We start from the raw sequence: 23,652 nt of genomic DNA, 5'->3' as shown, positions 1-23,652 counted from the left end.
CGCGAGGCGCGCGCTTCCGCTCGTGGGAAGATCGAAGCGGATCCGCGTGGTCGCGTTGAAGGGGTTCGGCCGCGCGCCGTGGAGACGCACGGCCGAAGGGACGCCGCCGCCGAGAGGGACCGCGGTGCAAGTCCCGGTCGTCAGGCTGCTCGCGCTCGACGGGGAGGAGTAGTTTCGGTTCCGATCGAAGGCGAACGCGCGGTAGTGGAAGCGCGTGCAGGAGGGGAGACCCGAATCGTCGAGGCTCGTCCCCGCCGTCTCCGCGACGACGACGACCCCGCCGCCGAGATTCTCTCCCGCCGTGTAGATCGTCCCCGCGATTGGCGTCCACGAAAGCGACGCGGTGCTTCGCACGAGAAGGATTCCCACCGCGTCCGGTTCGCTCGGGGCCGACCAAGAGAGCGCGATCGACGAGTCGGAGAGCCCCGAGGCGCCGAACGAGCGGGGAGCGGCCGGAGCGCGCGCGTCGATGCCGGCGAGCGAGAACCTCTGCCGCGCGCCGACCGGAACGTCCGTCCCCGCGACGCGTGCCGTCCAGATCCCCGCCTGCGGAGAGAGCACCGCGACCTGCTCGACGTTGTTCCGGTGATCCGCGCCGTTCGTCGCGGCGGCCGCCGGGTTCCCCGGATCGAGAACGTACGGGTAGAAGGTCGATCCGCCGGGGGAGAGAAGCGCGAGGTCGAGATCGTTCACGAGCGCGCGCGCGGCGAGCGGAACCCCCGCCGGATCGTCCCACGCGAGCGTGACCCGGATCGAGGGAAGGCCGGCGGGGACGGGGAAGGTCCATGTCCGAACCTCGCCGTCCGCGAGGCTATCCTGAACGATCGTTGAGGTCCGAATGAAATCGACCGCGCGCTTCGCGTTCATCCGCCCGTAGCCGAAGCGAAAGTCGGGCCCCGCGTTGCCGAGATCGTCCGCGGATCCGAGAAGAAGCGCCTTGATCGTCGAGGGGAAGGGGGCGCCCGAGAGCGCGCCCGGATGCGCGGCGGCCTCGCTCCGCCACGCCTCGAAAAGAAGAAGCGCGGTCCCCGCGACCGCGGGCGCCGCCATCGAGGTGCCGCAGTAGAACGTCGCGCCGTACCCGTTCCCCGGCCACGTGGACCAGATCGAGTAGTCGTAGGTCGATTGGCAGCCGCCCGCGACGAGGTCCGGCTTCACGCGCCCGTCGTCGGTCGGGCCGTAGCTCGAGAAGGAGGTCATCGCCGAGTTGTTCGTGTGGATCGCCCCGACGGTGATCGCGTTCTTCGCGGTCGCAGGCGGCGGCATGCACGCGTAGCCGCTCCGCGCGTCGATCCCGCAGTCCCCGTCGTTTCGTTCGTTGCCGGCGGCGATCACGAGGACGATCGGCTTTCCGAAGTAGCCCGCGACGATCTCGTCGAACTCGGGGGCGTACCCGTCGTAGTCGCCGTAGAGATAGCAGTTCCCCCACCTGGCCTGGTCCACGTCGAGAACCCACGAGTTCGAGGAGAGGTCGATGCCGTGCGCGCCGATCGCCGCGCCGAACTCGGCCGGGACGTCCCCATAATAATCGTATGAATAGATGAAACCTTGAGGAGCAGCTCCCCGCCACTGGAGGGGCAAGCCGCCGTACGGGGCGCTCCGCGCGCCCGATCCGGCGAGCGTTCCCGCGACGTGGGTGGCATGATCGGAAACCGGCGAGCCGCCGTCGGCGATCGTGAGGCGTCCCGAGAAGTCGTCGTGCGCGTCCACGCGGCCCCCGTCCCAGATGCCCGCTTTCGCGCCGCTCCCCGTGAGAAGGTAAGGAGCGGCGTGGACGGAGTCGATGTTCGCGCTCTGGCGGATTCCGTCGTTCGCCGGAACGGGCGGCGGAAGCGGGGGAGCGATCCAGAGGACCTCGTCCCGCGCGGCGAGATCCTCGACCGCCGGAGCCGGGAGGATCGCCTCGAACACGCGGACGATCGTTCGTGCTTCAAGCATCGAGGCGCCCGCGGCGCGAAGGATCGCGGCGGCTTCCTCGACATCGACGTCGTCGTGGAAGCGGACGCGAAGGGGAACCGCTCCCGCGCTCTTCGCCGCCCCCTCCTCCGCGAGCGGGGGCGCGATCTTCCTCTCCGCGGGGATCTCTCCCGCCCAACGGACGATCGTGCCGAACGCCGTCCAGTCGATCGGCTCCGACAGGCGAACGATCCATGTGTCGCTCGGGAGATAGCGGAGGATCTCGATCCCGGCCGCCAGGAGCGTGTCCCGGTCCGGCTTCTCGCGGAGCTGCAGAAGAACGCGCGTCTTCCCCTCCGCGAGAAGGCGCCGCGCTTCGAGAGAAGGATCGGCCTGCGGCGCGACATCGGCGGCGCCCGACTTCCACAGAATGCGGGGAGGCGGGGGCGTTCCTTCGGAATCCTCGAGGGGGCCGACCTCGCGGATCCTCTCGCTCGTCGCGGACGCCGCGAGGAGCGCGAGGAACACGAGCGACGTGGCGGCGAGGCGCGCAGAATGCACGGCGAGGAGGTGCGTTTCGCAAGCGGACCGCCGCGCCCGCGCCCGGCGGGCCGCCCTCCCGCGGACCGGACGCCGAAACCTGCTTATTTTCAACAAGTTATGGCCTCCGCTCCGGGCCTTCTCCGGAGCCTGCGTGGCACGTCTCTTGCCCCCTATCCGCACGCAAGACCTGCAAAGTTCACGCCGTACCGGATCGGAGGCAAAGACCATGGTCGTGTTCAACTACAGCGGCAAAGAGATCAACGCGAAGATCGTCTACTACGGCCCGGGGCTTTCCGGAAAGACCACGAACCTCGAGCGGATCTACGGCCAGGTTCCGGAGAACCGGCGCGGGAAGATGGTCTCGATGAAGACGAGAAGCGATCGGACCCTCTTCTTCGACTTTCTTCCGGTGAACGCGGGCGAGATCCGCGGCTTCCGGACGCGCTTCCTTCTCTACACGGTGCCCGGTCAGGTTCACTACAACGCGACTCGGAAGCTCGTCCTCAAGGGGACCGACGCGATCATCTTCGTGGCGGATTCCGATCCGGCGCTTCGGCAGGCGAACATCGAGAGTCTCGCGAACCTCGAGCAGAACCTCTCCGAGTACCAGCTCTCTCTCGACAAGATCCCGGTGATCCTCCAGTACAACAAGCGCGACCTTCCGAACCCGCTCACGATCGACGAGCTGAACGCCGATCTGAACCGGCGCGGATGGCCCTGGTTCGAGGCGGTGGCGGTGCGAAGCGACGGCGTCTGGGAGACGTTTCGCGCGGCGACGCGCGCCCTCTTCGAAAACTTGGAGAAGACACTCGGCGCCGAGAAGGAGAAGCCGGAGAGCGGAACGGAAGAGAAGAGGCCGGAGGGGGTCTCGGAGCCCGCGAAGCCGGCCACGGACGCGGACCGGCGGTTCGAACGCGAGGCGCCGGTGTACGACGTCGGGGCGGCGATCGACGACGTCGTCCGCCTTTCCGGAACGGTCGGCTCCTGGAGAGAGACGATTGATTCACGTGCGAAGGAAACCGAGACGAGCGCGCGGCTCGGAACCGGCGCCGATGCGAGGCCGCCGGAAAGAAGGAGGGAGGATGTTCCGAAACCGGCCGGGGAGCGAGACGCGATGGTTCAAGCACCGAAACTTCCTTCCGCTCGGGGGGATGCGCCGCCCGTCGACCGCGAGGGAGTGGGTTCCGGTCCGTCCGGTTCTCTTCCGAGCCTCGAGGGGCTGGTTCGGGCAGGGGAGCGTCCTTCGGCGGCCGAGCGCCCGATAGCGGCGAAGCTCTCCGAGGGCGAGCCCGCGGTCGTTCGCGTGCCGGTTCGAATCGACGAGGAGGCCGGGGTCGTGCGGCTCGAGATCGTCCTCGAGATCCGCCTCGAGCGGGAGAAGGGGGCGAAGGCCGAGGCGCTCTCCCTTGACAGCCGCGGCGGACGGCCCTAAGATCGGGAGCGTCGGCCCGCGGCATGGGCCGGATCCCCTCGGGAGGTGCGTCCTCCGTGCGCGCGTTCTTGTTCTCGCTGATCGCGGTCTGTGTCTTCTTGGTTTCCGCGGCGGCCGCGGATCCCGTCGCCGGGGTCGGCGCGTCGCCCCGGAGCGTCTTCGACACGCCGTCCGCCCTCGGCGGCATTCTGGACCCGACCAAGGTCTCGATGACGAACCGATTCTCGCTTCTCTATGCGACCGGTTCGGGCGGCGCCCCCGGCCGTGGGATCGGGCTCTACGAAAACCGGTTGAGCTATCAACTCGCGGATCCGCTTCGGGTCACGTTCCTTCTCGGCTACGAGTTCTCTCCCTTCGACCGGGGGCTTTCGGAGAACGAGGGGGGAGAGTTTCTGCCCGGCCTCTCCCTTTCGTACCAGCCGAACCCGAACTTCCTCTTCCAGTTCCAGTACCGGCGGATCTCCTCGGCGTCCTACTTTCTTCACCACCCGCGCTTCACCGGCGACCCGTTCTACGAGGAGTAGTAGGTATCCGATACGATCAGGTACCTGATACCGCTTTCCATCCGGTATCAGATACCCGGTTCGTGAACTCCTTCTTCCAGTTCCAGTTACAGGTGAAGTCGCCCCCGATCGGCTCGGAAAGGTATCCGATACCTCTCCGGAAATACCCCTCCGGAATCGGTATCAGGTACCGGTTGACTTCGCCCTCGGTCCGGGCTAAACAAAGGGGAGCGACTCGCATCCCTCGGCTCGTTTCCGCTCGCGCGGCGGGAGGGGCGGGCGGAAGAAGGTGCCGACGTGAGCATTCGCCTTTGGCGGCGGGGCCCGCAGGACCGGGGTGGCTCCGCCGTTCTCAAGAAGCTCCAACAGAACCCCGAGAACAAGGACCTTCTCCGCGAGGCGGCCGACTTCTGCGAGGCGGAGGGGACGCTCGAAGAGACGGCCGTTCATCTCGAGAAGCTCCGCTCCCTGGAGCCGGGGGACGCGTCCCACATCCGGCGACTCGGGAGGATCCTCCGAAAGATCGGGCGGCTCGATGAGTCGTTCGATCGTCTCGAGGAAGGCGTCCGGCTATTCCCGGGCGACCTCGAGATGCAGCTCCACCTCGTCAAGACGCTGCTCGCTCTCGAACGTCCCGCCGAGGGGGAGAGGATCGCGCTTCGCATTCTCTCGAAGAACCCGGCGGCGGTGCTCGGGCACTACGCGCTCGGCTTGGTTCTACGTTCGGAGGGACGAATCGACGAGGCGGTTCTCTCGTTCGAGCGGGCGCTCGATCTCGATCCGCGCATGGCGCGCGCACACTCGGATCTCGGCCTCCTCTACGATCGAAGCGGGCGCGTCGACGATGCTCTCACTCACTTCCGCCGCGCGGTCCGATTGGAACCCGAGAAGGCGCTCTGGCACATCAACCTCGGCGCCGTGTACGCGGAGAAGGGGATGAGGAACGAAGCGGTCGCCGAGTTCCACCAGGCGCTCGCGCTCGACCCGAAGAACGTCGAAGCGCATTTCAACCTCGGGATGATCTATCACGACCAAGGAGCGTTCGAGGACGCGATCCGAGAGTTTCGGATCGCGATCGAGGCGGACCCGGAGAACATCCGGGCTCACTATCTTCTCGGGCGCGCGTACATTCGAAGAGGAATCTACGACAAGGCGCGCCGGCAGATGCAACGAGTGATCGCCCTCGACCCGGACAACGCGAAGGCCTACTACTATCTCGGCGTCGCGGAGAACAAAACGGAGAACGTCGACGAGGCGATCGTCGCTCTCGAGAAGGCGATCGCGATCCAGCCGCACGACGCGCGTTTCCACTACGCCCTCGGGATCGCCTACGACAAGAAGGGCGTGAAGGATCAGGCGCGCGAGGCGTACCGGACCGCGGACCGGCTCCAGCAGGTGGGGCGATGATGCCGGGCGCGACGCGCCGCGTTCTCCCGCGATCCGACCGGCTCGCCCGCCGCTTCGAGGAGCTCGGCGCCGAACGCCGGACCGGTCTCATCCCTTTCCTCACGTGCGGGGACCCGAGCCCGGGCTTCACAGAGAAAGCGATCCGGCTCCTCGATCGACCCGGCACGGCGGCGATCGAGATCGGCGTTCCCTTCTCGGATCCCCTGGCGGACGGGCCGACGATCCAGCGGGCGTCGGAGCGCGCGCTCGCGGCCGGAGCGACGCTCGAGAAGACGATCGGTCTCGTCGCGCGCCTTCGCGGGGAGATCGCCGCGCCGATCGTCCTCATGTCCTATGTCAACCCGATCCTTCGCTTTGGAGTCGAACGGTTCGCTGATGAAGCATCGGAGGCCGGGGTGGACGCGGTGATCGCCACCGATCTTCCCCTGGAGGAGTCGGCGGCGTGGCGCGCGGTTCTTCGGGACCGCGGGATCGGGACCGTCTTTCTCGCGGCCCCGACGAGCCCTCTTGAACGGATCGCGCGCATCGCGAGGGCATGCACCGCGTTCCTCTACTACGTTAGCCGGACGGGAGTCACCGGGGCTCGGCGCTCGCTCGAGAATGGCCTCGCGCGGCGACTCGCCGAGGTGCGCGCGCGGACGAAGAAGCCGCTCGCCGTCGGCTTCGGCGTCTCCCGCCCCGAGCACGCCCGCGCGCTCGCGCCCCACGCGGACGCGGTGGTCGTGGGGAGCGCCCTCGTTCGGGCGATCGAGAGCGCCCGGTCGGACCGGGAGCGCTTCGCCGCTCTCGAACGGGAGGTCGGCGCGCTGCTCGAGGCGCTTGCCCCGGGGAGGAAGCGATGAGCGCTCTCCTTCGTCTCGTGCGCCTCGTGAACCTCCTCATCCTCGCTGGCGCGATCCTTCTTGCGTATCTTCTCGCGGGCGCCGCCGGCGATCGCCCCTCGCTTCTCTTCGGAACGGCCGGAGCGGTCCTTCTCGTCGCGGCGTTTTATGTATGGAACGATTGCGCGGACCGCCGGGTGGACCAGGTGAACCGCCCGGGGCGTCCGATCCCCTCGGGGGCGATCTCGCCCCGCCGAGCGGCCGCGCTCGGAGCGCTTCTTCTCACCGGTGCCTTCGCCGCAGGAGCTCTCTCCGGAGGGACGACCGCCGCGGTTCTCGCGGTCTGGGCCGTTCTACTCGCCGCATACGAAGCGGGCATCAAACGGACCGGCCTACCCGGGAACCTCCTCGTGAGCGCGGTCGCCTCGTCCGCGCTTCTTCTCGGCGCGCACCTCGGGGGCTCTCTCTCGGCGGGGATCGTCCCGGCGCTCTTCGCGTTCTTCCTCCACTTCGGGCGCGAGATCGTGAAGGACATCGCGGACGCCCCCGGAGACCGAGAGGGCCGGCGCCGAAGCCTCGCGATCGTTCTTGGAGACCGGAGGGCGCTCGTCTTCTCCGCGGTGCCGCTCGCGCTCCTCGTCCTTCTCTCGCCGCTGCCGTTCGTCTTCGGTCTCTACAATGTCCTTTATCTTCTGATCATTCTCGTCGGCGTGGACCTTCTCCTCGCGGTCGCCTTTGCCCGCTGCCTTCGCCGGCCGGACCGTTCGAACCTCGGGTTTCTCTCCCGCGTTCTCAAGGGACAGATGGTGGTCGGGATGACGGCGATGCTCGCCGGGAGGTTCCTCTAGAGATGGGCGCCGCCGCGGCCGCGCTTCTCGGTCTCGTTCAAGGGCTGACCGAGTTCTTCCCCGTTTCGAGCTCGGGGCATTTGGTGCTCGCCCAAGCGCTTCTCGGCCTCCGCGCGGAAGGAATCCTCCTCGAGGTGATGCTTCATGTCGGAACGTCATTGGTCGTCATTTTCTATTATCGAAGCAAAGTCGCCGACCTTCTTCGCCCGCGTTTTGATCGCGAGACGAACGCCTACCGCCTCGCGATTCTCGTCGGTCTCGTTCCGGCGGGCGTCGTCGGCATCCTCCTCAAGAACCCGATCGAAGGGCTCTTCGAGAGGCCGGGCCCGACCCTTCTCGCTCTCGGGGCAACAGGCCTCTTTCTGCTCGCGACCCGCTTCGCCCCCGAGAAGGGGAGAAGCGTCACGATCCGGATCGCCTTTCTCATCGGCGTCGCGCAAGCGATCGCGATCCTCCCGGGGATCTCCCGGTCGGGAGCGACGATCGCGGCGGCTTTCTTCCTCGGCGTTCGCCGGAAGGATGCGGCCGAGTTCTCCTTCCTGGTTTCGGTCCCCGCCATCCTCGGGGCGGCTCTCTTGACCGCGCGGGACCTTCCGGGAGGGGAGGGGGAGACCGCGGTCTTCCTCCCGGCTCTTCTTGGAACCGCGGTCGCGATGCTCTCCGGCTATCTCGCGCTCCGGTACCTGGTTCGGGTCGTGCTCGGGGGCCGGATCCATCGCTTCGGTTGGTACTGCCTCGCCCTGGCCGCGTCGGGCGCGCTCACTCTCCGGATCCTTTCGGGTTGACACGCCGCAGGGAATGGCATAGGCTTTAACTCATTGCGGTAGAACCTGTTGCGGTCTGCAACCGAGAGAAGGACTGGAAGGAACCATGCACTCGAACACCCGATGGATCGCGGCGGGCGCGCTCTTGTTTCTTGCGGCGACGGCCGGCTCGAAGGACTTGGGGAACATCGAAGGCCGACCCCCGCTGGAGAAGATCGATGCCTACCTCGCCCTGCTCGGAACGGAGGAGGACTCCGCCGAGGTTCTCTTCCGGCTCGGCAACGCGTACCACGATGCCGAGATGATCGAGGAGGCGGTCGACGCCTACCGGCGCTCGCTCGCGGCGGGAGGCGACTTCCGGGTTTTCGTCAACATGACGTTCGTGCTCGAGGGGGCGGGGCGCCGCGAGGAGGCGGACGCGGTCTACCGGGAGCGGATCAAGCAGACGCCGGACGACCCGGTTCTCTTTGCGTACTACGGCGATTTCCTCTCCGGAGACGAGAACGAGAAGACGTCCGTCTCCGGCGCGATGGGCGCGTACCGCCAGGCGCTCGCCCTGGACGAGCGTTGCTTGGAGGCCCATTTCGGGCTCGGCGTGCTGTTCGCCAAGACGGGCATCTATAAGGAGGCGGTGCGAGAGTGGGAGCACGTGATGGCTCTCTCGCCCCAGCACCGTCTCGCCGTCGAATCCCGCAGGAACATCGACCGGGTGAGGCGTGAGCAGGGGCGTTGACGCCCCGCGGGCCCGCCGGTAGAGTGAAACCGCATCCCCCGCGCGCGTGTGTCAACAAGCGAGGGGTTCGGAGGAGGTAGAAGACCATGAACGACCGGGGTCGGAGAGCTTGGATCCCGTGGGTATTGGCGGGCCTACTCGCCGCGGCCGGCCTCTCGTGCCAGACCCAAGAGGACGTGATCGTCTACGAGCGGGACGTCACCGTCGATCCGGAGACGAAGGCCGCGCGCCTCATGAACAGCGGGCGCCAGTATCTCGACAGCGAGCTCTATCCGCAAGCCGAGCAGGCGTATCGCGAGGTGATCGAGATCAAGCCCGACTCGCGCGAGGCGAACACGCTGCTCGCCTTCGCCGTCTCCAGGCAGGGAAGGGCCGACGAAGCGCTTGAGCTCTTCAAGGGTTATACGCAAAAGTTTTCGGACGACCCGGAAGGGTTCGCGCGTCTCGCGGCGGTCTACAGCGACAGGGGGGATCACCGGGCGGCCGCCGGAGAGATCGACAAGGCGGTGGCGCTGAGCCCCGAGGATCCGAAGCTCTACTACGAAAAGGGCTACTATCGCGAGCTTATCGAGGACTGGGAAGGGGCGCAGGGCGCGTACGAGAAGGCGTCGGAGCTCGATCCGGGGAACGACGACTATCGCCAGCGGCTCACGGTCGTCTACAAGAAGCTCGGGAGAACGGAGGATCTCTACGCGGCGCAGAAGGAGATGCTCGAGAAGGAGCCGACCAACCAAAGGCTGATGCTCTCCGTCGCGCAGCTCTCCGCCGAGAAGGGGGACTACGCCGCCGCGAGGGATCTCTTCCGGGCGCTCTCCGAGCTCGAACCGGACAACACCGCATACCTCAAGAACTACGCCGTTGTGCAGCTCCTCGAAGGGGACACGACCGCCGCCACCTCCACCTACCAAGAGGTCGTGAAGAAGAACCCGTCCGACGCCGACGCCCTCGTGCGGCTCTCCGACCTCCAGGCTTCCGCGAAGATCGGCAAGTACGACGAGGCGCTCCGGAACGTGCAGAAGGGGATCGAGCTCGACGAGCAGAACGCGCGCGGTTGGTGCGTGTGGGGGAGGATCCTCGAGCGGCAGGCGATGTACGAGCAGGCGAAGCAGAAATTCCAGCGAGCGTCCTCGCTCGGCGACCCGATCTGGTCCGAATACGCGAAGCGAGAGGTCGTGCGTCAGGACCAGCTGATCGAGCGCGAGAAGAAGAAGAAGGAACGGGAAGAGTACGAAAAGCTGGAAGAAATCTAGCCCGGATTCCGCACTCGTTTCCTACTGCGGTCGCGGATCCCGGCCTGCGAAGCCTCCTCTCCGTCGCCGATTCCTCGACGTAGCTCAGGCTACGCCTCCGGGATCGGCTCGTCCGAGTCGGCCTCTCGGCCCCTCGCTCCGCGTCCTCGTGACGGAACCGAGTGCGGAACCCGGGCTTTCGAGTGAGTGAAGTGTGGGAGGAGAGAGGGTTCGTGCGCGCGGGCGGGTCGGCCCGCGTTGCCTTTTGAGCGAGGTGCCCAATGAACAGGCTCTATGTCGATCATAACGCCACGACTCCGGCGCGGCCGGAGGTGGTCGAGGCGATGACCGAGGCGCTCGCGCGCTGGGGAGGGAACCCGTCCAGCCCGTACGCGAGCGGAAGAGAGGCGCGGGCGACGCTCGAGGGGGCGCGGGAGCGGATCGCCGCCCTCTTCGGCGCGGAGGCGAGCGGGGTCGTCTTCACGGGGAGCGGCACCGAGGCGGACAACCTCGCGCTCTCCGGCGCAGCGCGCGCGCTCGGCCGCGGGACCGTCGTTCTTTCAAACATCGAACATCCGGCCGTCGAGGAACCGGCGCGCCTTCTCGAGGAGGAAGGATTCGCGGCGCGGCGCGTTCCGGTCCGCGGAGACGGCGCCGTCGATCCGGACGAGTTCGCGGAGGCCCTTGTCCCGGACGCAAGGATCGCCTCGCTCATCCACGGCCAGAACGAGACGGGGATCCTTCAGCCGGTGAGGGAAGTCGGGCGCCTCTGCCGCGCGCGCGGCGTCCTTTTCCACACCGACGCCGCGCAGACCGCGGGGAAGCTCCCGATCGACCTTCGCGAGGACCCGTTCGATCTCGTCACGATCGTCGGTCACAAGATCTACGGCCCGAAAGGAATCGCGGCGCTTCTCGTCCGGGAGGGCGTCCCGCTCCGGCCTGTGCTCGTCGGGGGCGGCCAGGAGAAGGGGAGGCGGCCCGGCACGGAAAGCGTCGCGCTCGCGGTCGGTCTTGCGGTCGCTCTCGAATGCGCGATGCGCACTCGCGAGGCGGAGGAGAGGCGGATCTTGGGGATGCGCGATCGTTTCGAGCGCGCGATCGAAAGGCGCTTGGACGGCGTCACCCCTCTCGGGCGCGGCCGGGCGAGAATCCCCGGCACGAGCTACCTCCTCATCGAGGGGGTCTCGGGGGGCGCGGTCGCGGAAGCGCTCGACCGTCTCGCCATCGAGATCTCGACCGGATCCGCGTGCCACTCCGGATCGCCCGAGCCGTCGCCGGTTCTTCTCGCGATGGGAATCCCGCGCCCCCTCGCGCTCGGCGGGATTCGGATCGGCTTCGGCCTCAGGAACACCGAAGCGGATGTCGATCGTCTTGTCGAGAGCCTCGCCTCCGTCGTGCGGGATCTCCGCGGGAAGGGAGCGCCGTGACGGAGCTTCTCCCCCCGCCGGGGGCGCGCGTCGCGGTCGCGATGAGCGGCGGCGTCGACAGCTCGGTCGCCGCTTTACTCCTCAAGGAAAGAGGCTGCTCCGTCGCCGGCGTCACGCTGAAGCTCTTCTGTGCGTCGGAGCATCCCGATCTCGAAGGCGACCGCTCCTGCTGCTCGCTCGAAGCGATCGAGGACGCCGCCGCCGTCGCCGTCCGCCTCGGGACCCCGCACCACGTGTGGGATTTCGAGGAGATCTTCCGTTCGGAGGTGATCGAGCCGTTCCGGAGCGAGTACCTCGCCGGCCGCACGCCGAACCCGTGCGTCGAGTGTAATCGGAGGGTCCGCTTCCGCGCCCTCCTCGCCCGGGTGCGAAGGGCGGGGTTTTCGTTTCTCGCGACCGGGCACTACGCGCGCCTCGTTGAGGAGGAAGGCGGGCCGGCGATTCTTCGCGCGCGCGACCGGGAGAAAGACCAGTCGTACGTGCTCTGGGGGATCGGCGCGGCGGATCTATTCACCCTCGCGTTCCCGCTCGGAGGGCTCTTGAAGAAAGAGGTGCGCCGCGTCGCGGAGCGGGCCGGTCTTTCCGTCGCCGACAAGGAGGAGAGCCAGGACATCTGCTTCCTTCCCGGCGGGGACCTCGCCGGCTTCCTCGGTGTTCAGCGCGAGGGAGAGATCCTCGATCGAGAAGGACGGAGGCTCGGGACGCACGAGGGAGCGGCGCGCTATACGGTGGGGCAGCGGAAGGGGCTCGGCGTCGCTGGGGGCGAGCGGCTTTACGTCACGGAGGTTGATATCCAAAAGAACCGCGTCCGCCTCGGGACCGAGGGAGATCTCTACGCGTCCGGACTGGTCGCGGGGGACGAAAACCTTCTCGTCTCCGAGAACGAGGTCTTCGAGGGGAGGATCGAGGTGAAGATCCGCTCCCGGCACGCGGCGGCCGCGGCGTCCGCCCGCCGCGGCTCGGATGGATCGGTCGTGGTCCTGTTCGAGGAGCCGCAGCGCGCGGTGACTCCCGGGCAGTCGGCCGTCTTCTACAGGGGCGAGCGTCTTCTCGGGGGCGCGGTCATACGGAGCGCCGTCCCTTCGTAAGGCTCGCTCCTTCGCCGAGAAGCTCGCGGACCGCCCCGAGCAGCTCGCTTCTCTCGATCGGCTTCCGAAAGACCCGCGCCGCTCCGAGATGCCTCGCGTGGAGGAGGTAGTCCCCCGGGACGGCCCTTCCGCCCCCCGAGATCGCGATGATCTTGGTCGAAGGCCACTCCTTCCGGAGGTCCATGATCGTCTCCAGTCCTTCCTTCTCCGGCATGATGAGGTCCGTGATCACGAGGTCCGCGGGTTTCTCCCGCTGCTTGCGAATCGCGGCCCTTCCGTCGGCGGCCTCGTCCGCCTCGTAGCCGGCTTCCTCGAGAGTCATGACGAGCATCGTGCGGATCTGCTCGTCGTCATCCACGACCAGTATGCGCGCCACGTTCCGCCTCCCCTTTGTCGTTCGCCGTCTCCCGATCGCGCGCGGGCGCATCGGAGACGAGCGGAAGATAGACATCGAACCGCGTCCCGCGCCCGATCTCGCTCTCGACGAAGATCGCGCCGCCCATCGCGCGCACGATTCCGTGAACGGTGGCGAGGCCGAGCCCGGTCCCCTCGCCCACTCCTTTCGTCGTAAAGTAAGGTTCGAAGATCCGCCGCACCGTCGAGGGGTCCATCCCGTGTCCCGTGTCCTCGACCGTGAGGCGGGCATAGCTCCCGTGATCGAGGCCCGCCCCCCGCGGACCGCCGGCTCCGCCGGCGAAGTACTCCTCGAGCCGGATCGCCAGCGTTCCGCCCCGCTCCCCCATCGCGTGGAAAGCGTTCGCGACGAGGTTGAGGAGCACCTGGTGGATCTCGGTCGGATCGGCGAGCACTTCGCCGCAATTCGGGTCGAGCATCGTTCGCACCTCGACCCGGGGAGGACGGCTCCCTTCGGCGAGACGAAGCGCTTCGTGGATCATCCGTTGAAGCCGCAAGGGAGTTCGCTCCGTCTCCCGCGTCCTGCTGAACTCGAGAATCTGCGCGACGAGGTCGCTCGCCCGGGCCCCGGCCTCGCGCACTTGTTCGAGACAGCGGAACGGCCGGCTCCCCTTTTCCGTATGGTCCATCGCGAGCTCGGTGAACCCGAGAATCGAGTAGATGATGTTGTTGAAGTCGTGAGCGATCCCTCCGGCGAACGTCCCGATCGCCTCCAGCTTCTGCGACTGCCGGAGCCGCTCCTCGAGTTCTCTCTGCTCCGTGACGTCCAGCCCCGCCGCGCCGATCCCCGCGAGGGCTCCCTCGGCGTCGCGGAGCGGGAACTTCCAGATCAAGACGCGGCGCTCCGCTTCTCCGAGAACAACGCTCTCCTCGAGCGAGAGGGCTTCTCCGGTCTCCACGACGCGAAGGTCCTGTTCTTCCATTTCCGCGACCAGCTTCGAATTCGCTGGGAAGAGATCCCGCGCCGTCAGGCCGACGAGTTCCTCCGGGCTCCGACGGAAGAGATCCGCGACCGCCTGGTTCGCCATCGTGAGCCTTCCGCGGAGATCCTTCGCCCAGAAGAACGTGGGGGAGTGGTCCATGAAATCCCTGAGCAGCCTTTCCGTCCGCCGCCGCTCTTCCTCTGAGCGCTTTCGATCCGTGATGTCGCGAACGAGCGCGAGAATCCGGGGCTTCCCCCGGATCGTCGCTTGCTTCAGGTTCACTTCCGCCCAGAAGAACTCCCCGCTCTTCTTCTTGGATCGCCACTCGAAGATCTGCGGCTCCCCGGCGGCGGCCGCACGAACCTTCTTCTTCGCTTCCTCCTGCGTGTAGGGCGGTTCTCCGGAGCTCAGGTCGACGACCTGTAGGGCGAGGATCTCGTCGGCGGACCAACCGAAAAGCTCGACGGTCTTCTCATTGACGTCGAGAATCGCGCCGGTTTCGGCGTCGTGGACGAAGATCGCGTCGTTCGCCGAGCGAAAGATCGAGCGATACGTCTCTTCCGACTCGGTGAGCGCGCTCTCCGCGCGCGCGCGATCGCTGATATCCCGAAAGACAAAGACGACTCCATTCTTCCGGCCGTTCTTGTCCCTCTGAACCGCCCCGCTCCACTCGGCTTCGAACGGGGAGCCGTCGCGCCGCCGAACCCGAAGCCGGACGCCCCTCACGATCTCGTCCCTCACGGTCCGCGCGAACTCCGCGATCACTCGGTGCCTCTCCTCGGGAACGACGAGGTCGAACGCAGAGGGGGAGGTGGAGATGATCTCCTCGGGCGAGCCGAAGCCGAGCAACCGGCATGCCGATCGGTTCATCTCGACGATGGCCCCGGAAGGATCGAGAAGAGCGATCCCGTCCGCCGACGCTTCGAAGATCGCGCGGAGGCGGTCGTCGCAGGACGTGCCTCGCGAGCACAACCTCCCCGCTTCTCTCTCGTCTCCCTGCGACAGGGAGCCGCCGGTCATCGTCTCTTCGCTCTCTTTTCCAGTTCGATCGGTCACGGCGGGCTCGCGCTCTTCTCGATCCATACGGTCTTCCCCTCCTTCTCTCCTTTTCGGCATCCCGCGAGGAACCCTGCAGGGGGAAGAGGACGACCAAGGCCGGCGATTTCTTCGCGGGGATCCGCCGAAGAAAGCCCCTTCGAACCTGTTCCGTTTCCCCCCGAACGGACCTCCGCCCGAGGCGCCGTTCGGATGAGAGAGATTCTTGATGGAGGAAGGAATTCCCCGACCCGAATGGGCGCGGCTCACCCGAGCGCGGCGAGATCCTCGGGCGTGTCGATGTCGCGGAACGCGCGCGCGAGCTTGGGGGGGATGAGGGGCGTGTGCACGCGCCGATCCTCGGCGAGCACGCGCGGCGCCGAGCGTCCGGAGCGGATCGCGCGCTCGACGAGCGCCGCCGCCTCCGGTTCGTAGACCGCCGCGAGCGGTTCGGCCCGTCCGGCCGCGTTCACGGGAAGAACCACCCATCGTTCGGGGCTTCTCTCTTCGAGGAGCCATCCGACCGCGCGCGCGGTGAGGAGAGGGAGATCGCAAGGAGCGATCACCCACGCGGCCTCGGGGTTCGAGCGGAGCGCGGAGAGGATCCCCGCGATCGGACCCTCGGCGCCGGCCGCATCCGAAAGACGCGCGAGCCCCGCGCACTCGGGAGGGATCTCCCCCTCGCCGAGGAGAACGATCTCCTGCGCGTGCGGCCTCATTGCCTCGACGACGTGCTCGAGGAACGAGCGCCCGTTCCATCGAAAGAGATGCTTCGGGCGGCCCATGCGGACGCTTCGCCCGCCGATCAGAATGCCCCCGAGGATCGGTCTCGACTCGAGGTGCGCGTTCGCGGGTTCGCTCAAGGGCGGGGACTCCTCTCGGCGTCCGGCGCCACGGGACGCTCCCGCGCGGCGCGCGCGGCGAGCGCCCGCGCGGCCTTCTCGAGATACGTTCCGCTCCCGGCGAGGCGCTCGGCGAGGGAGCGCGCGAAGGGATCGAGATGCTCCCGCAGGAATCCCGCGAGCGCTTCTTCCGTCACGGAAGCCGCTTCCTCGTCGGAGAGCGCGCGGGCGTACGATGCTTTTAGAGTTAAGTAACCGGCGAACCCGGCCTCCACCGCGATGTGATCGATCGGATCCTCCGCCGCCGGCTTGTACGCGAACGCTTCGTACGCGGCGGTGAGATCCGCGAGAACACACGCCGGGTCCTCAAGCGGCCGATAGGCGATCTCTCGCGGCGAGACCGGACCGCCCGGTCCGAGGAGCGCGAGGTAGAGACCCTCGGTCGCTCCCTCCGCTTCGCGCGCCGCTCGTCGAAGATCGGGGTCGTCGATCTCCCCCGCGAGCGATGCGATTTCCTCGCTCCAACCTCGCTTCGGTCGCTCGAAGAGAGCCGACGCGAGGCGCCAGGCGGCCGCGTTGAGGAGGGCGCGTTTCGAATCATGCGTCCCGTTCACGGCGTCTCCCGAAGCACGAGCGAAACCCAACCGGTGCGCATCTTCCGCGATCCGGTCTCGTCTCTCGCTCCGTCCCATACCGCGAAGGCGATCGTGCCGCGTCCTCGATCGGCGAACCCGGCGGGCGCCGGTCGCGCGATCACGACCGCCCATCCGATCTCCGTGCGCACTCCGGAGCCGGTCGCTCGTTTCTCCGCCGCGCTCCGAAGAGTGCCGGGCCCATCCGCGACGAGGTCCTCGACGGCGCGCTCCCGGGGCCCCTCCATCGGGTTCTCGAGCGCGCGCGCGGGCGCGTAGCGAAGCTCGGCTTCTCTCGCAACCTCCGACCCGGGCGCGAGTGACGTCGCTTCGAACGGATAGTGATCCGGATGCGCGTTCGGGTAGAGGGATCGGATCTCGTCCGGTCGTCCGTTCACGCTCGCCTGCCACGAGGCGCGCCAGTACGCGATCTCGACCGCGCGGTCCGCCTCGCCCATCTGCGGCGCGGGAAGATCGGGCCCCGTCGCTGCCGGGAACTGCACCGCGCACGCGTCCGAAAAGCGCGCGGATCCCGGAAGATCGTCGGCCGTCGAGTCGCTCCACGCGAGACGAAACGCGATCCAGCTTCCGTCGGTCATCGCGCGGACCTCCACGCTCGCCGTCGACGGAACGAGAAGCCGCGGCTCGACGAGATCCTGGAGGATCAAGTCGGCGCGAAAGGCGGGGACGTTCTTCCACGCCGCGTCCGTCGGGTCTTCTGTGACATGAGAAACGCGCGCCGCGACGACCTCGCTCGTCGGCGCGGCGTCGCGCTCTCCGCAGGAGAAGAGAAGAAGCCCCGGGAGAGCAACGGCGGCTCCATACTTCAATATTTTCCGCATCATCCTCCTCCTACGGCACGTTCGTGCGCGCGACGCCGCGCGCTGCGTCGAAGGCGGCCCGCACGTGAACCGGCTCGCGGAGCGGCACGCGGACGATCTCGCGCCCGTCTTCGTCGAGCCCGAGCACGAAGCTCCCCGACCGTTTCCATCTCGGCATCACTCGCGGGCTCGAGCCGAAGAGACAGAGAAGCCCGGCGAGGTCGGAATCGCTCGCCGCGGCGCGGTAGGTTTCGACCGCCGCTCCCGCGCCGGGTCCGAACATCTGCTCGAGGAACGGAAGAGGCACGTGTACCGGCGGGATGTAGTACACGTTCGATTCGAGCCCGAGTTGCGGAAAGAGCGGGAGCGCGATTCTTCGCATATGAACGAGATAGTCGATCGGATTCTCCTCGCGCGCGGCCTCGGGGGCCGAGATCCATCCGGCCATCCGGATCTTTCCGATGCAGCTCACGAAGCACTGCGGCTGCTCCCCGGTCTCGATCTTCGGAAAGCACGCGATGCACTTTTCCGAGGTTCCCGTCATCGGATTGTAGAAGACCTTCTTGTACGGGCACGCCTTCACGCACTCCCGGTATCCGCGGCATCGGCTTTGATCAACGAGCACGATCCCGTCCTCGGGGCGTTTGTAGATCGATCCGCGCGGGCAGGAGGCGAGACATGCGGGGTAGGTGCAGTGGTTGCAGATGCGCGCGAGGTAGTAGAACCACGCCGCGTGCGGAACGGAGAGATCGGCGCCGTTCTCGATCATCCCCGCGCAATCGTCCTCGCCGACGTTGGGGCTCGCGTAGTCGAGATCGTCCGGCCTCCATCCGAGCGCCCGTTCCCCCGCCGGCGCTGCCTCGAAGATCGTGCGCCCGGCGTACGTCCGACCTTCCCACGTTTGCCGGCCGAGCGCCTCGAGAAGCCGGACGTCCCAGGCGAGCGGATAGAACCCGTACGGCTTCGACTCGACGTTGTTCCAGAGCATGTACTCCTGGCCCTTCCCCGAGGTCCAGGTCGTCTTGCAGGCGAGCGTGCACGTCTGGCACGCGATGCATTTGTTGATGTCGAAAACAGCCGCGAACTGCTTCTTCGGGCGCGACTCGGGATACCAGTAGGACATCTCCCTCCCGATCTGCCAATTCCGAACGCGCGCCATTACTCTCTCCCTCCCTTCCGCTCCGCTCGCTCCGCGAAGGCGCCCGCGAGATAGCGTTTCATCCCTTCGGTTTCATATCGGGGCCGGAGCCCCTCCGCCGCCGGCCGCCAGAGCCCCGCGCCGCCGATCCCCCCGGGCTCCGCGCGCTCGATCCGAACGATCGCCTCGCGCGGCGCCCCCGTGGGGCAGTGGACGTCGGGGAGGAAGCCCTTTCCGATCTCCTGGCCGAAGAGCCCCTTCCGCACGAGCGAGTCGGTCATCAAGGTCGGCTTCAACCATCCCCGCGTCGCCGACTGGTGCGAGCCGGAGCGGAACATCGCCTGGTAGTTCGTGCGCGGGTTCCGCGCGAGGCCGTCCGCGCGCGTCTCCTGTCCCTCGACCGAACCGGGCGTCGCGCCGTACATGTTGAACCACATGCGGGTCACGCCGCGCGGCGTCCCCGGGTAGTACCGCGCGCGGCAGAAAAGGCGCGCGAACTTGTAGTCGGCCGCGTTCTTCTGCCAGCCGCGGAACGGGCGGTCGGACGGATCGGAATCGATCCAGACGTAGTCGCCGTCCTCGATCCGAAGCGCCCGGGCGTCGTCCGGATGAATGTCGACGTATCCCTCCGACACCCACGGGGCGCGCTTGTCGTGCCGGTAGATGTCGCCGAAGGGCCCGAACAGGATCGAGACGATGTCCGTGTCGATCGGCGTCGTGTGGGCGCCGTGACGGTACTTCGGAGTGTGAAAGATGAACCGATAACCATCCTTCGCGAGCGGGTGCGCGGTCGCTTTCGTTTCGGCCCAGGTTCTTCGCACGTTTCTCCCCTGCCGCACCTCGCAGGAGAGATCGCTCTCCTCGACGCCGTAGTCGCCCGGACCCGCGTGGCGGAACGCCTCGTGCTCCGGCCCGACGATCACGTTCGGCTCGTAGAAGGTCGAGTCGATCGGCTCGCGGTGGACCGGGAGGTTCTCGCCCGCCTCGATGAACTCGTCTTCCTCGCGGTAGAACTCGAGGCGCCCGGTCTTCGTGAACCAGGGGCGGGAGTCGGCGGTCTGCTCGTACCCGACCGCCTTCGGATAAGTCCGGTTCATCATAAGGGCGGGGATTCCGTCCTTCGCCTTCGCTTCGAGATCCGCGATCCGGTATCCCTTCGTGTTCGACGAGTGGTCGAGAACTCTCTGGAGGTACGCGTCGGCGCGCATCTCGCGCACGAACTTCCAAGAGTCCGCGAAGCGACGGTCGCCGGTCCTCTCGGCGAGCTTCTCGCCGACGAGGGCGTACACCTCGATGTCGCCGATCGTGTCGAAGAGGCGCGCGAGAGGGGTCCGCGGGAAGACGTTGAGAAACGGGTTCGTGACCGAGGCGGTTATGTCCGGGTGCTTCAGCTCCGCCCACGAGTCGACGGCGAAGACGATGTCTGCCCACTCGCACGAAGTGGACCACCACCATTCGTTCACTGCGATCATCTCGATCTTCGGGAGAACGTGGACGACCGTGTTGTAATGCCACTTCACGTTCCCGAGGATCGAGTTCGAGTTCGCGAACCAGAGCGACTTCGTCGGGGCCGGCATGTGAGTCGATCCCGTGAGGAGTCTCTTTCCGACGCGGAGGGGGTGATCCTCGTGGTTGTAGTAGTGCGCCGACTCCGGTTTCCAGTATTGCTTCACGCGCGCGGGCTTCTCCGGATCGAGCTCGAGATCGAATGGGTTCTCGTTGATGTACTGCCCGGCTCCGTTGAAGAGGGCGACCCGGTAGTCCCCCGCGTACGATCCGATGTTCCCCGCGATCCGCCCGACGTTTGCGGTAAGCGCGGCGAGCAGGAACTGCGCGCGATCCTTGTTGTCGTTGTTGAAGAACTGGTTCGGCCCCATCCCGACCGCGAAGAGGGTCTCGCCCCGATGCGCGGCGATCTCGCCCGCGAGCCGTTCGACCGATGCGGCCGGTGCCCACGTCATCTCCTCGACCGTCTTCGGATCGAAGTGGGCGGCGTACTCGCGGACGAGATCGAAGACGCTCCGGCATCGAACGGTCGATCCGTTCGTGAGCCGAACGTCGACCGACCCCTCGAGAAGCGGCTCGCCGACTCCCGAGAGCCGGCCGACCTCGTCGCGCGTGAGAGCTCGAGGAGCGCCCGCGCGCGTGTCCCACCAGACGAAGTCGCCCCACTCCTTCCGCATCGCCTCGGGGATCAGCATGTCGCGCTGCGCGCCGGGGGCTGGCGCCTTCTCGTTCGCTCCGAGCACGCGCGTCTGGTTGCCGAGATCCGCGGGGGAGCCGCCGAACACATCGGCGGCGCGGAGGTACTTGAGCGTGTCCGTTCGAACGAGAATCGGAAGATCGGTCCATCGACGGACGTAGTCGGCGTCGTAGATCTTGTCGCGAAGGACGACGTGGGCGAGGCCGAGCGCGAGCGCGGGCGTCGTTCCGGGGCGGACGACGATCGCCTCGTCCGCTTTCGAGCTGGTCGAGGAGTACTCGCACGCGATCACGACGACCTTCGTCCCCTGGAGACGCGCTTCGGTGAGCCAGTGCGCGTCCGGCATTTTCGTTGTGACCCAATTCATCCCCCACACGACGACCATGCGCGCATGCTCCACCGCGGAGAGATCGAACTCGACCGTCTGCTGTCCGGTCACCATCGGGTGTCCGGGCGGAAGGTCGGTGTGCCACGAGTAGTTGTCGAAACCGCGCCCCCCGAGCGCCTGGTCGGGTGAGACGCCGCGGATCTTCGCGTCGAGCAGGGCCATCGAGTTCGCGAAGCGGTACAGGCCGAAGACGCGCGTGATTCCGAGAAGGGGCATCCCGCCTCGGAACTTGAGCGTCTGCGTTCCGGCCCCCTTCGTCGCGGCGATCATCTCTTCCTCATAACGCTGCGCGCGGAGACGCTCCACTCCGCGCTCGCCCGAATATGTTTCGGCGATGTTCGCGAGCGCTGCGGCGGCGAGGGCGGCCGCCTCCGCGTGCGTCGTCCGTTCCCATTTGTCTCGCCCGCGGTTCATGTATTCGGTCGGCGGGCGGCCGTCGGCGCCGCGCGGGAAGCCGGCCTCGACCCACCGGCGAAAACCAGCGCGCACCATCGGGTGGCGAAGGCGGCGGTCGCCGTAGAAGCGGCGCGTGAGGGCGAGACCCTTCTGGCAAACGCGCGGATCCCACCGGTGCGAGGATCCGTTCCCGTCGAGATCGCGCGCGAGGCCGTACTTCATCGTCGGGCCGATTCGTACGACGACCCCGGAGCGGACGTACGCGTTGAGAAGACAATTGTGCGTGTCGTTCGGCGCGCATAGAAACGTGAAGGTCGAGTCGTACCGCCAGAGATCGCGATAGGCTTCCTCCCACCCGCGGTCCGGATAATGGGCGAGGGGATTGTCGATCGCGTCCAAGCCCCATGCGCGCGTGGCGGACGCGACGAAGGCGCCGAGCCCGGCCGCGGCGCTCGCCTGCAAGAAACGTCTCCGCGTGATGTCTCGATTCGCCGTCATGATCTCTTCTCCCAAGTTCGTAGAAACGTCACGATCGATTCGATTTCTTCTCGCGAGTAGGCGGGGCGCGTGGTCGAGGGACGCGCGAACGCCTCCATCGTTGTCCCGCGTCTTCCGCGCGCGATCGTCTCCGCGAGGTACGTGTCAGTCGCAGATCCGAGAAGGACCGGGTCGGCGAGGGAAGGCCCCTCGGCGCCGGCGCCGGTTCCGCCGTGGCAGCCGGCGCACGAAGCGGAGTAGAGGCGCGCTCCTTCCGCCGCGTCCCCCTTCGCCCAGCGCGCGGGCCCCGTCTCCTCCGGCGCCTCGACTCCCCCGAGATCGCGGAGGTGCCGGACGATCCGCTCAATCTCGACCGGGCGAAGCCCCCCTTCGGCGTCTCCCCAGGCCGGCATCCGCCGCCCGGCGCGCCCGCGCCGGATCGTTTGACGAATCAATGAGTCGCTTGCGATCGAAAGGAAATCTTCGTTCGCGATCGCGGGGAAGGGAAGCATCCCGGCGTAGCGCATCCCCTGGCCTCGATCTCCGTGACAGGCGGCGCAGAAGGTCCCGTAGAGCGTCGCGCCGTCGCCGGCGAACTCGCGCTCGCCGAAGCGCTCCGCGCGGATCCGATCGATCGGCCAGTACGCTTCCGGGAAAGGGCTCCGGCGAAGGGAGAAGGTGAAGAAGACGAGGCGATCGATCTCTTCCTCCGAAAGACCGAGCGCCGGCATCTGCGATTCCGGAACGACCGAGGCGGGGGCGCGCAAGTGCTCCGCGAACCAGGCCGCGAGGTCGCGCGCGCCTTCGACCGCAGAGAAGTCGGTCTGCCCCGGGTCGCGCTCTCCCGCCTGCGTGAGGTCGGGGCCGTCGTCCCCCCCGACGCCGCCGACCTTGTGGCAACCGCGGCATCCGAGCGAGTGAAAGAGCGCCTTCGCCTCGACGAGACCCGGCGCGCTGACGCGCGAGGCGAGGTACGTCTCGATCGCCTCGCGATCCTCTTCGGCGATCGGCCCGAAGGAGGCGCGCCACGGACCGTCCGCGGCTTCCTCGTGGGCCGCGAGGTGCTTGAGGTACCAAGATTCGTCGGTTCCGGACGCGTCGGCCCGGGAGAGATCGGGCGCGGCGATCCCCGCCGCCCCACCCGGACGGATCGTCCCCCCGCGGCCGTCCATCGCGTGGCAGGCGAGGCAGTCGAGCCGCTCGAAGAGCCGCTTCCCGCGCTCGAAACGATCGATGCTCGGGACCGCGAGATGCGTATGGCAGCTCCCGCATCCGGCGTGCGCGTAGCGGCGCGGGATCATCGGCGCGGGCCAATGCGGCGCGGTTCCGTGCGCGTCCGCCTCTTCCGTCGCGAGACCTTGTCCGCCGTGACAGACGACGCACCCGTACTCGGCCGGGTCGTGCACGACGTCCGGATGCGGCGCGAAGAGCGGGTCCCCCGCGATCCCCGGCTCGCCGGGCGCCATCCCGACGTGGCAGGTGACGCATCGGTCGGTCGTTCGGAGCGCGGGAACGACGATCTGCCGGAGCTGGACCCTGAACTCTCCCCGCGCGTCCTCGGGGAGCATCGAACGATAGCGCTTCTGATGCTCTCGCCAATCGCGGAGGAGGTTCTCTTCCGCGGCGGCCCAGACGAGGAACGCGAGGGTTGCGAGAGACGCCGCGAGAAGAAGGATCTTGTTCGCGCGCATC

At 67.5% G+C, this 23,652-nt stretch carries 18 protein-coding genes and 1 pseudogene; 10 read left to right on the top strand and 9 right to left on the bottom strand.

Going from position 1 to position 23,652, the window contains the following annotated elements:
• Positions 1-2,457 (bottom strand): S8 family serine peptidase (locus tag FJY73_06615; protein ID MBM3320331.1); only part of this gene is annotated, 2,457 nt, incomplete at its 3' end.
• Positions 2,458-2,665: 208 nt separating this feature from the next.
• Between FJY73_06615 and FJY73_06610 the strand changes: the two are divergent.
• From FJY73_06610 to mnmA, 10 genes and pseudogenes are all read left to right on the top strand, one after another.
• A pseudogene (locus FJY73_06610) lies at positions 2,666-3,226 on the top strand (GTPase domain-containing protein).
• Positions 3,227-3,927: 701 nt separating this feature from the next.
• Positions 3,928-4,395, top strand: a complete 468-nt coding sequence (locus FJY73_06605) for a hypothetical protein (GenBank protein MBM3320330.1) — start codon at positions 3,928-3,930, stop codon at positions 4,393-4,395.
• 276 nt (positions 4,396-4,671) lie between these two features.
• Entirely contained in the window at positions 4,672-5,781 is a 1,110-nt protein-coding gene (locus FJY73_06600) for a tetratricopeptide repeat protein (GenBank protein ID MBM3320329.1), read from the top strand.
• Positions 5,778-6,623 carry a tryptophan synthase subunit alpha gene (locus tag FJY73_06595; GenBank protein ID MBM3320328.1) on the top strand — a complete coding sequence of 282 codons (846 nt, stop codon included), beginning with the start codon at positions 5,778-5,780 and terminating at the stop codon, positions 6,621-6,623. Before FJY73_06600 ends, FJY73_06595 begins: the two co-directional genes overlap by 4 nt.
• On the top strand, positions 6,620-7,450 hold the full coding sequence (locus FJY73_06590) for a UbiA family prenyltransferase (protein MBM3320327.1): 831 nt from the start codon (positions 6,620-6,622) through the stop codon (positions 7,448-7,450). Before FJY73_06595 ends, FJY73_06590 begins: the two co-directional genes overlap by 4 nt.
• A 2-nt stretch (positions 7,451-7,452) precedes the next feature.
• Positions 7,453-8,235 carry an undecaprenyl-diphosphate phosphatase gene (locus FJY73_06585; GenBank protein MBM3320326.1) on the top strand — a complete coding sequence of 261 codons (783 nt, stop codon included), beginning with the start codon at positions 7,453-7,455 and terminating at the stop codon, positions 8,233-8,235.
• Between the two features lie 85 nt (positions 8,236-8,320).
• Positions 8,321-8,947 (top strand): tetratricopeptide repeat protein, encoded by a 627-nt coding sequence (locus tag FJY73_06580; GenBank protein ID MBM3320325.1) that lies wholly within the window; start codon positions 8,321-8,323, stop codon positions 8,945-8,947.
• Positions 8,948-9,033: 86 nt separating this feature from the next.
• A complete protein-coding gene (locus FJY73_06575; protein MBM3320324.1) occupies positions 9,034-10,197 on the top strand; it encodes a tetratricopeptide repeat protein in 1,164 nt (387 codons plus the stop codon).
• A gap of 260 nt (positions 10,198-10,457) precedes the next feature.
• Positions 10,458-11,603, top strand: a complete 1,146-nt coding sequence (locus tag FJY73_06570; protein MBM3320323.1) for a cysteine desulfurase — start codon at positions 10,458-10,460, stop codon at positions 11,601-11,603.
• 41 nt (positions 11,604-11,644) lie between these two features.
• Positions 11,645-12,691, top strand: a complete 1,047-nt coding sequence (gene mnmA / locus FJY73_06565) for a tRNA 2-thiouridine(34) synthase MnmA (GenBank protein ID MBM3320322.1) — start codon at positions 11,645-11,647, stop codon at positions 12,689-12,691.
• Here the strand turns inward: mnmA and FJY73_06560 are convergent.
• The 8 genes from FJY73_06560 to FJY73_06525 all read right to left on the bottom strand — a co-directional run bounded on the left by FJY73_06560 (position 12,666) and on the right by FJY73_06525 (position 23,651).
• On the bottom strand, positions 12,666-13,118 hold the full coding sequence (locus FJY73_06560; GenBank protein ID MBM3320321.1) for a response regulator: 453 nt from the start codon (positions 13,116-13,118) through the stop codon (positions 12,666-12,668). The two genes, mnmA and FJY73_06560, sit on opposite strands and share 26 nt — an antisense overlap.
• Complete coding sequence (locus FJY73_06555) at positions 13,042-15,111, bottom strand: PAS domain S-box protein (GenBank protein MBM3320320.1); 2,070 nt, start codon at positions 15,109-15,111, stop codon at positions 13,042-13,044. The genes FJY73_06560 and FJY73_06555 overlap by 77 nt, the downstream gene beginning before the upstream one ends.
• A 218-nt stretch (positions 15,112-15,329) precedes the next feature.
• Complete coding sequence (locus FJY73_06550) at positions 15,330-15,926, bottom strand: molybdenum cofactor guanylyltransferase (GenBank protein ID MBM3320319.1); 597 nt, start codon at positions 15,924-15,926, stop codon at positions 15,330-15,332.
• Positions 15,923-16,519: a molecular chaperone TorD family protein gene (locus FJY73_06545; GenBank protein ID MBM3320318.1), complete on the bottom strand. Its 597-nt coding sequence runs from the start codon at positions 16,517-16,519 to the stop codon at positions 15,923-15,925. Before FJY73_06545 ends, FJY73_06550 begins: the two co-directional genes overlap by 4 nt.
• Positions 16,516-17,382, bottom strand: a complete 867-nt coding sequence (locus FJY73_06540; protein MBM3320317.1) for a hypothetical protein — start codon at positions 17,380-17,382, stop codon at positions 16,516-16,518. Before FJY73_06540 ends, FJY73_06545 begins: the two co-directional genes overlap by 4 nt.
• 7 nt (positions 17,383-17,389) lie before the next feature.
• Entirely contained in the window at positions 17,390-18,517 is a 1,128-nt protein-coding gene (locus FJY73_06535; protein MBM3320316.1) for a dehydrogenase, read from the bottom strand.
• Complete coding sequence (locus FJY73_06530; protein MBM3320315.1) at positions 18,517-21,981, bottom strand: molybdopterin-dependent oxidoreductase; 3,465 nt, start codon at positions 21,979-21,981, stop codon at positions 18,517-18,519. Before FJY73_06530 ends, FJY73_06535 begins: the two co-directional genes overlap by 1 nt.
• On the bottom strand, positions 21,978-23,651 hold the full coding sequence (locus tag FJY73_06525; protein MBM3320314.1) for a c-type cytochrome: 1,674 nt from the start codon (positions 23,649-23,651) through the stop codon (positions 21,978-21,980). Before FJY73_06525 ends, FJY73_06530 begins: the two co-directional genes overlap by 4 nt.
• Between the last annotated feature and the right edge of the window lies 1 nt (position 23,652).

Source organism: Candidatus Eisenbacteria bacterium, from assembly GCA_016867715.1.
In the GTDB taxonomy this organism is placed as follows: Bacteria; Orphanbacterota; Orphanbacteria; order Orphanbacterales; family Orphanbacteraceae; genus VGIW01.
The sequence above is the reverse complement of the archived record's forward strand: the minus strand, read 5'-3'. Positions and strand labels throughout refer to the sequence as shown.

Coding starts and splice junctions, on each gene's coding strand:
- FJY73_06595 (MBM3320328.1), top strand. CDS start 5,778: ATGATGCCGGGCGCGACGCGCCGCGTTCTCCCGCGATCCGACCGGCTC.
- FJY73_06590 (MBM3320327.1), top strand. CDS start 6,620: ATGAGCGCTCTCCTTCGTCTCGTGCGCCTCGTGAACCTCCTCATCCTC.
- FJY73_06585 (MBM3320326.1), top strand. CDS start 7,453: ATGGGCGCCGCCGCGGCCGCGCTTCTCGGTCTCGTTCAAGGGCTGACC.
- FJY73_06580 (MBM3320325.1), top strand. CDS start 8,321: ATGCACTCGAACACCCGATGGATCGCGGCGGGCGCGCTCTTGTTTCTT.
- FJY73_06575 (MBM3320324.1), top strand. CDS start 9,034: ATGAACGACCGGGGTCGGAGAGCTTGGATCCCGTGGGTATTGGCGGGC.
- FJY73_06570 (MBM3320323.1), top strand. CDS start 10,458: ATGAACAGGCTCTATGTCGATCATAACGCCACGACTCCGGCGCGGCCG.
- mnmA (MBM3320322.1), top strand. CDS start 11,645: ATGAGCGGCGGCGTCGACAGCTCGGTCGCCGCTTTACTCCTCAAGGAA.
- FJY73_06560 (MBM3320321.1), bottom strand. CDS start 13,118: ATGCGCCCGCGCGCGATCGGGAGACGGCGAACGACAAAGGGGAGGCGG.
- FJY73_06555 (MBM3320320.1), bottom strand. CDS start 15,111: ATGGATCGAGAAGAGCGCGAGCCCGCCGTGACCGATCGAACTGGAAAA.
- FJY73_06540 (MBM3320317.1), bottom strand. CDS start 17,382: ATGATGCGGAAAATATTGAAGTATGGAGCCGCCGTTGCTCTCCCGGGG.
- FJY73_06535 (MBM3320316.1), bottom strand. CDS start 18,517: ATGGCGCGCGTTCGGAATTGGCAGATCGGGAGGGAGATGTCCTACTGG.
- FJY73_06530 (MBM3320315.1), bottom strand. CDS start 21,981: ATGACGGCGAATCGAGACATCACGCGGAGACGTTTCTTGCAGGCGAGC.
- FJY73_06525 (MBM3320314.1), bottom strand. CDS start 23,651: ATGCGCGCGAACAAGATCCTTCTTCTCGCGGCGTCTCTCGCAACCCTC.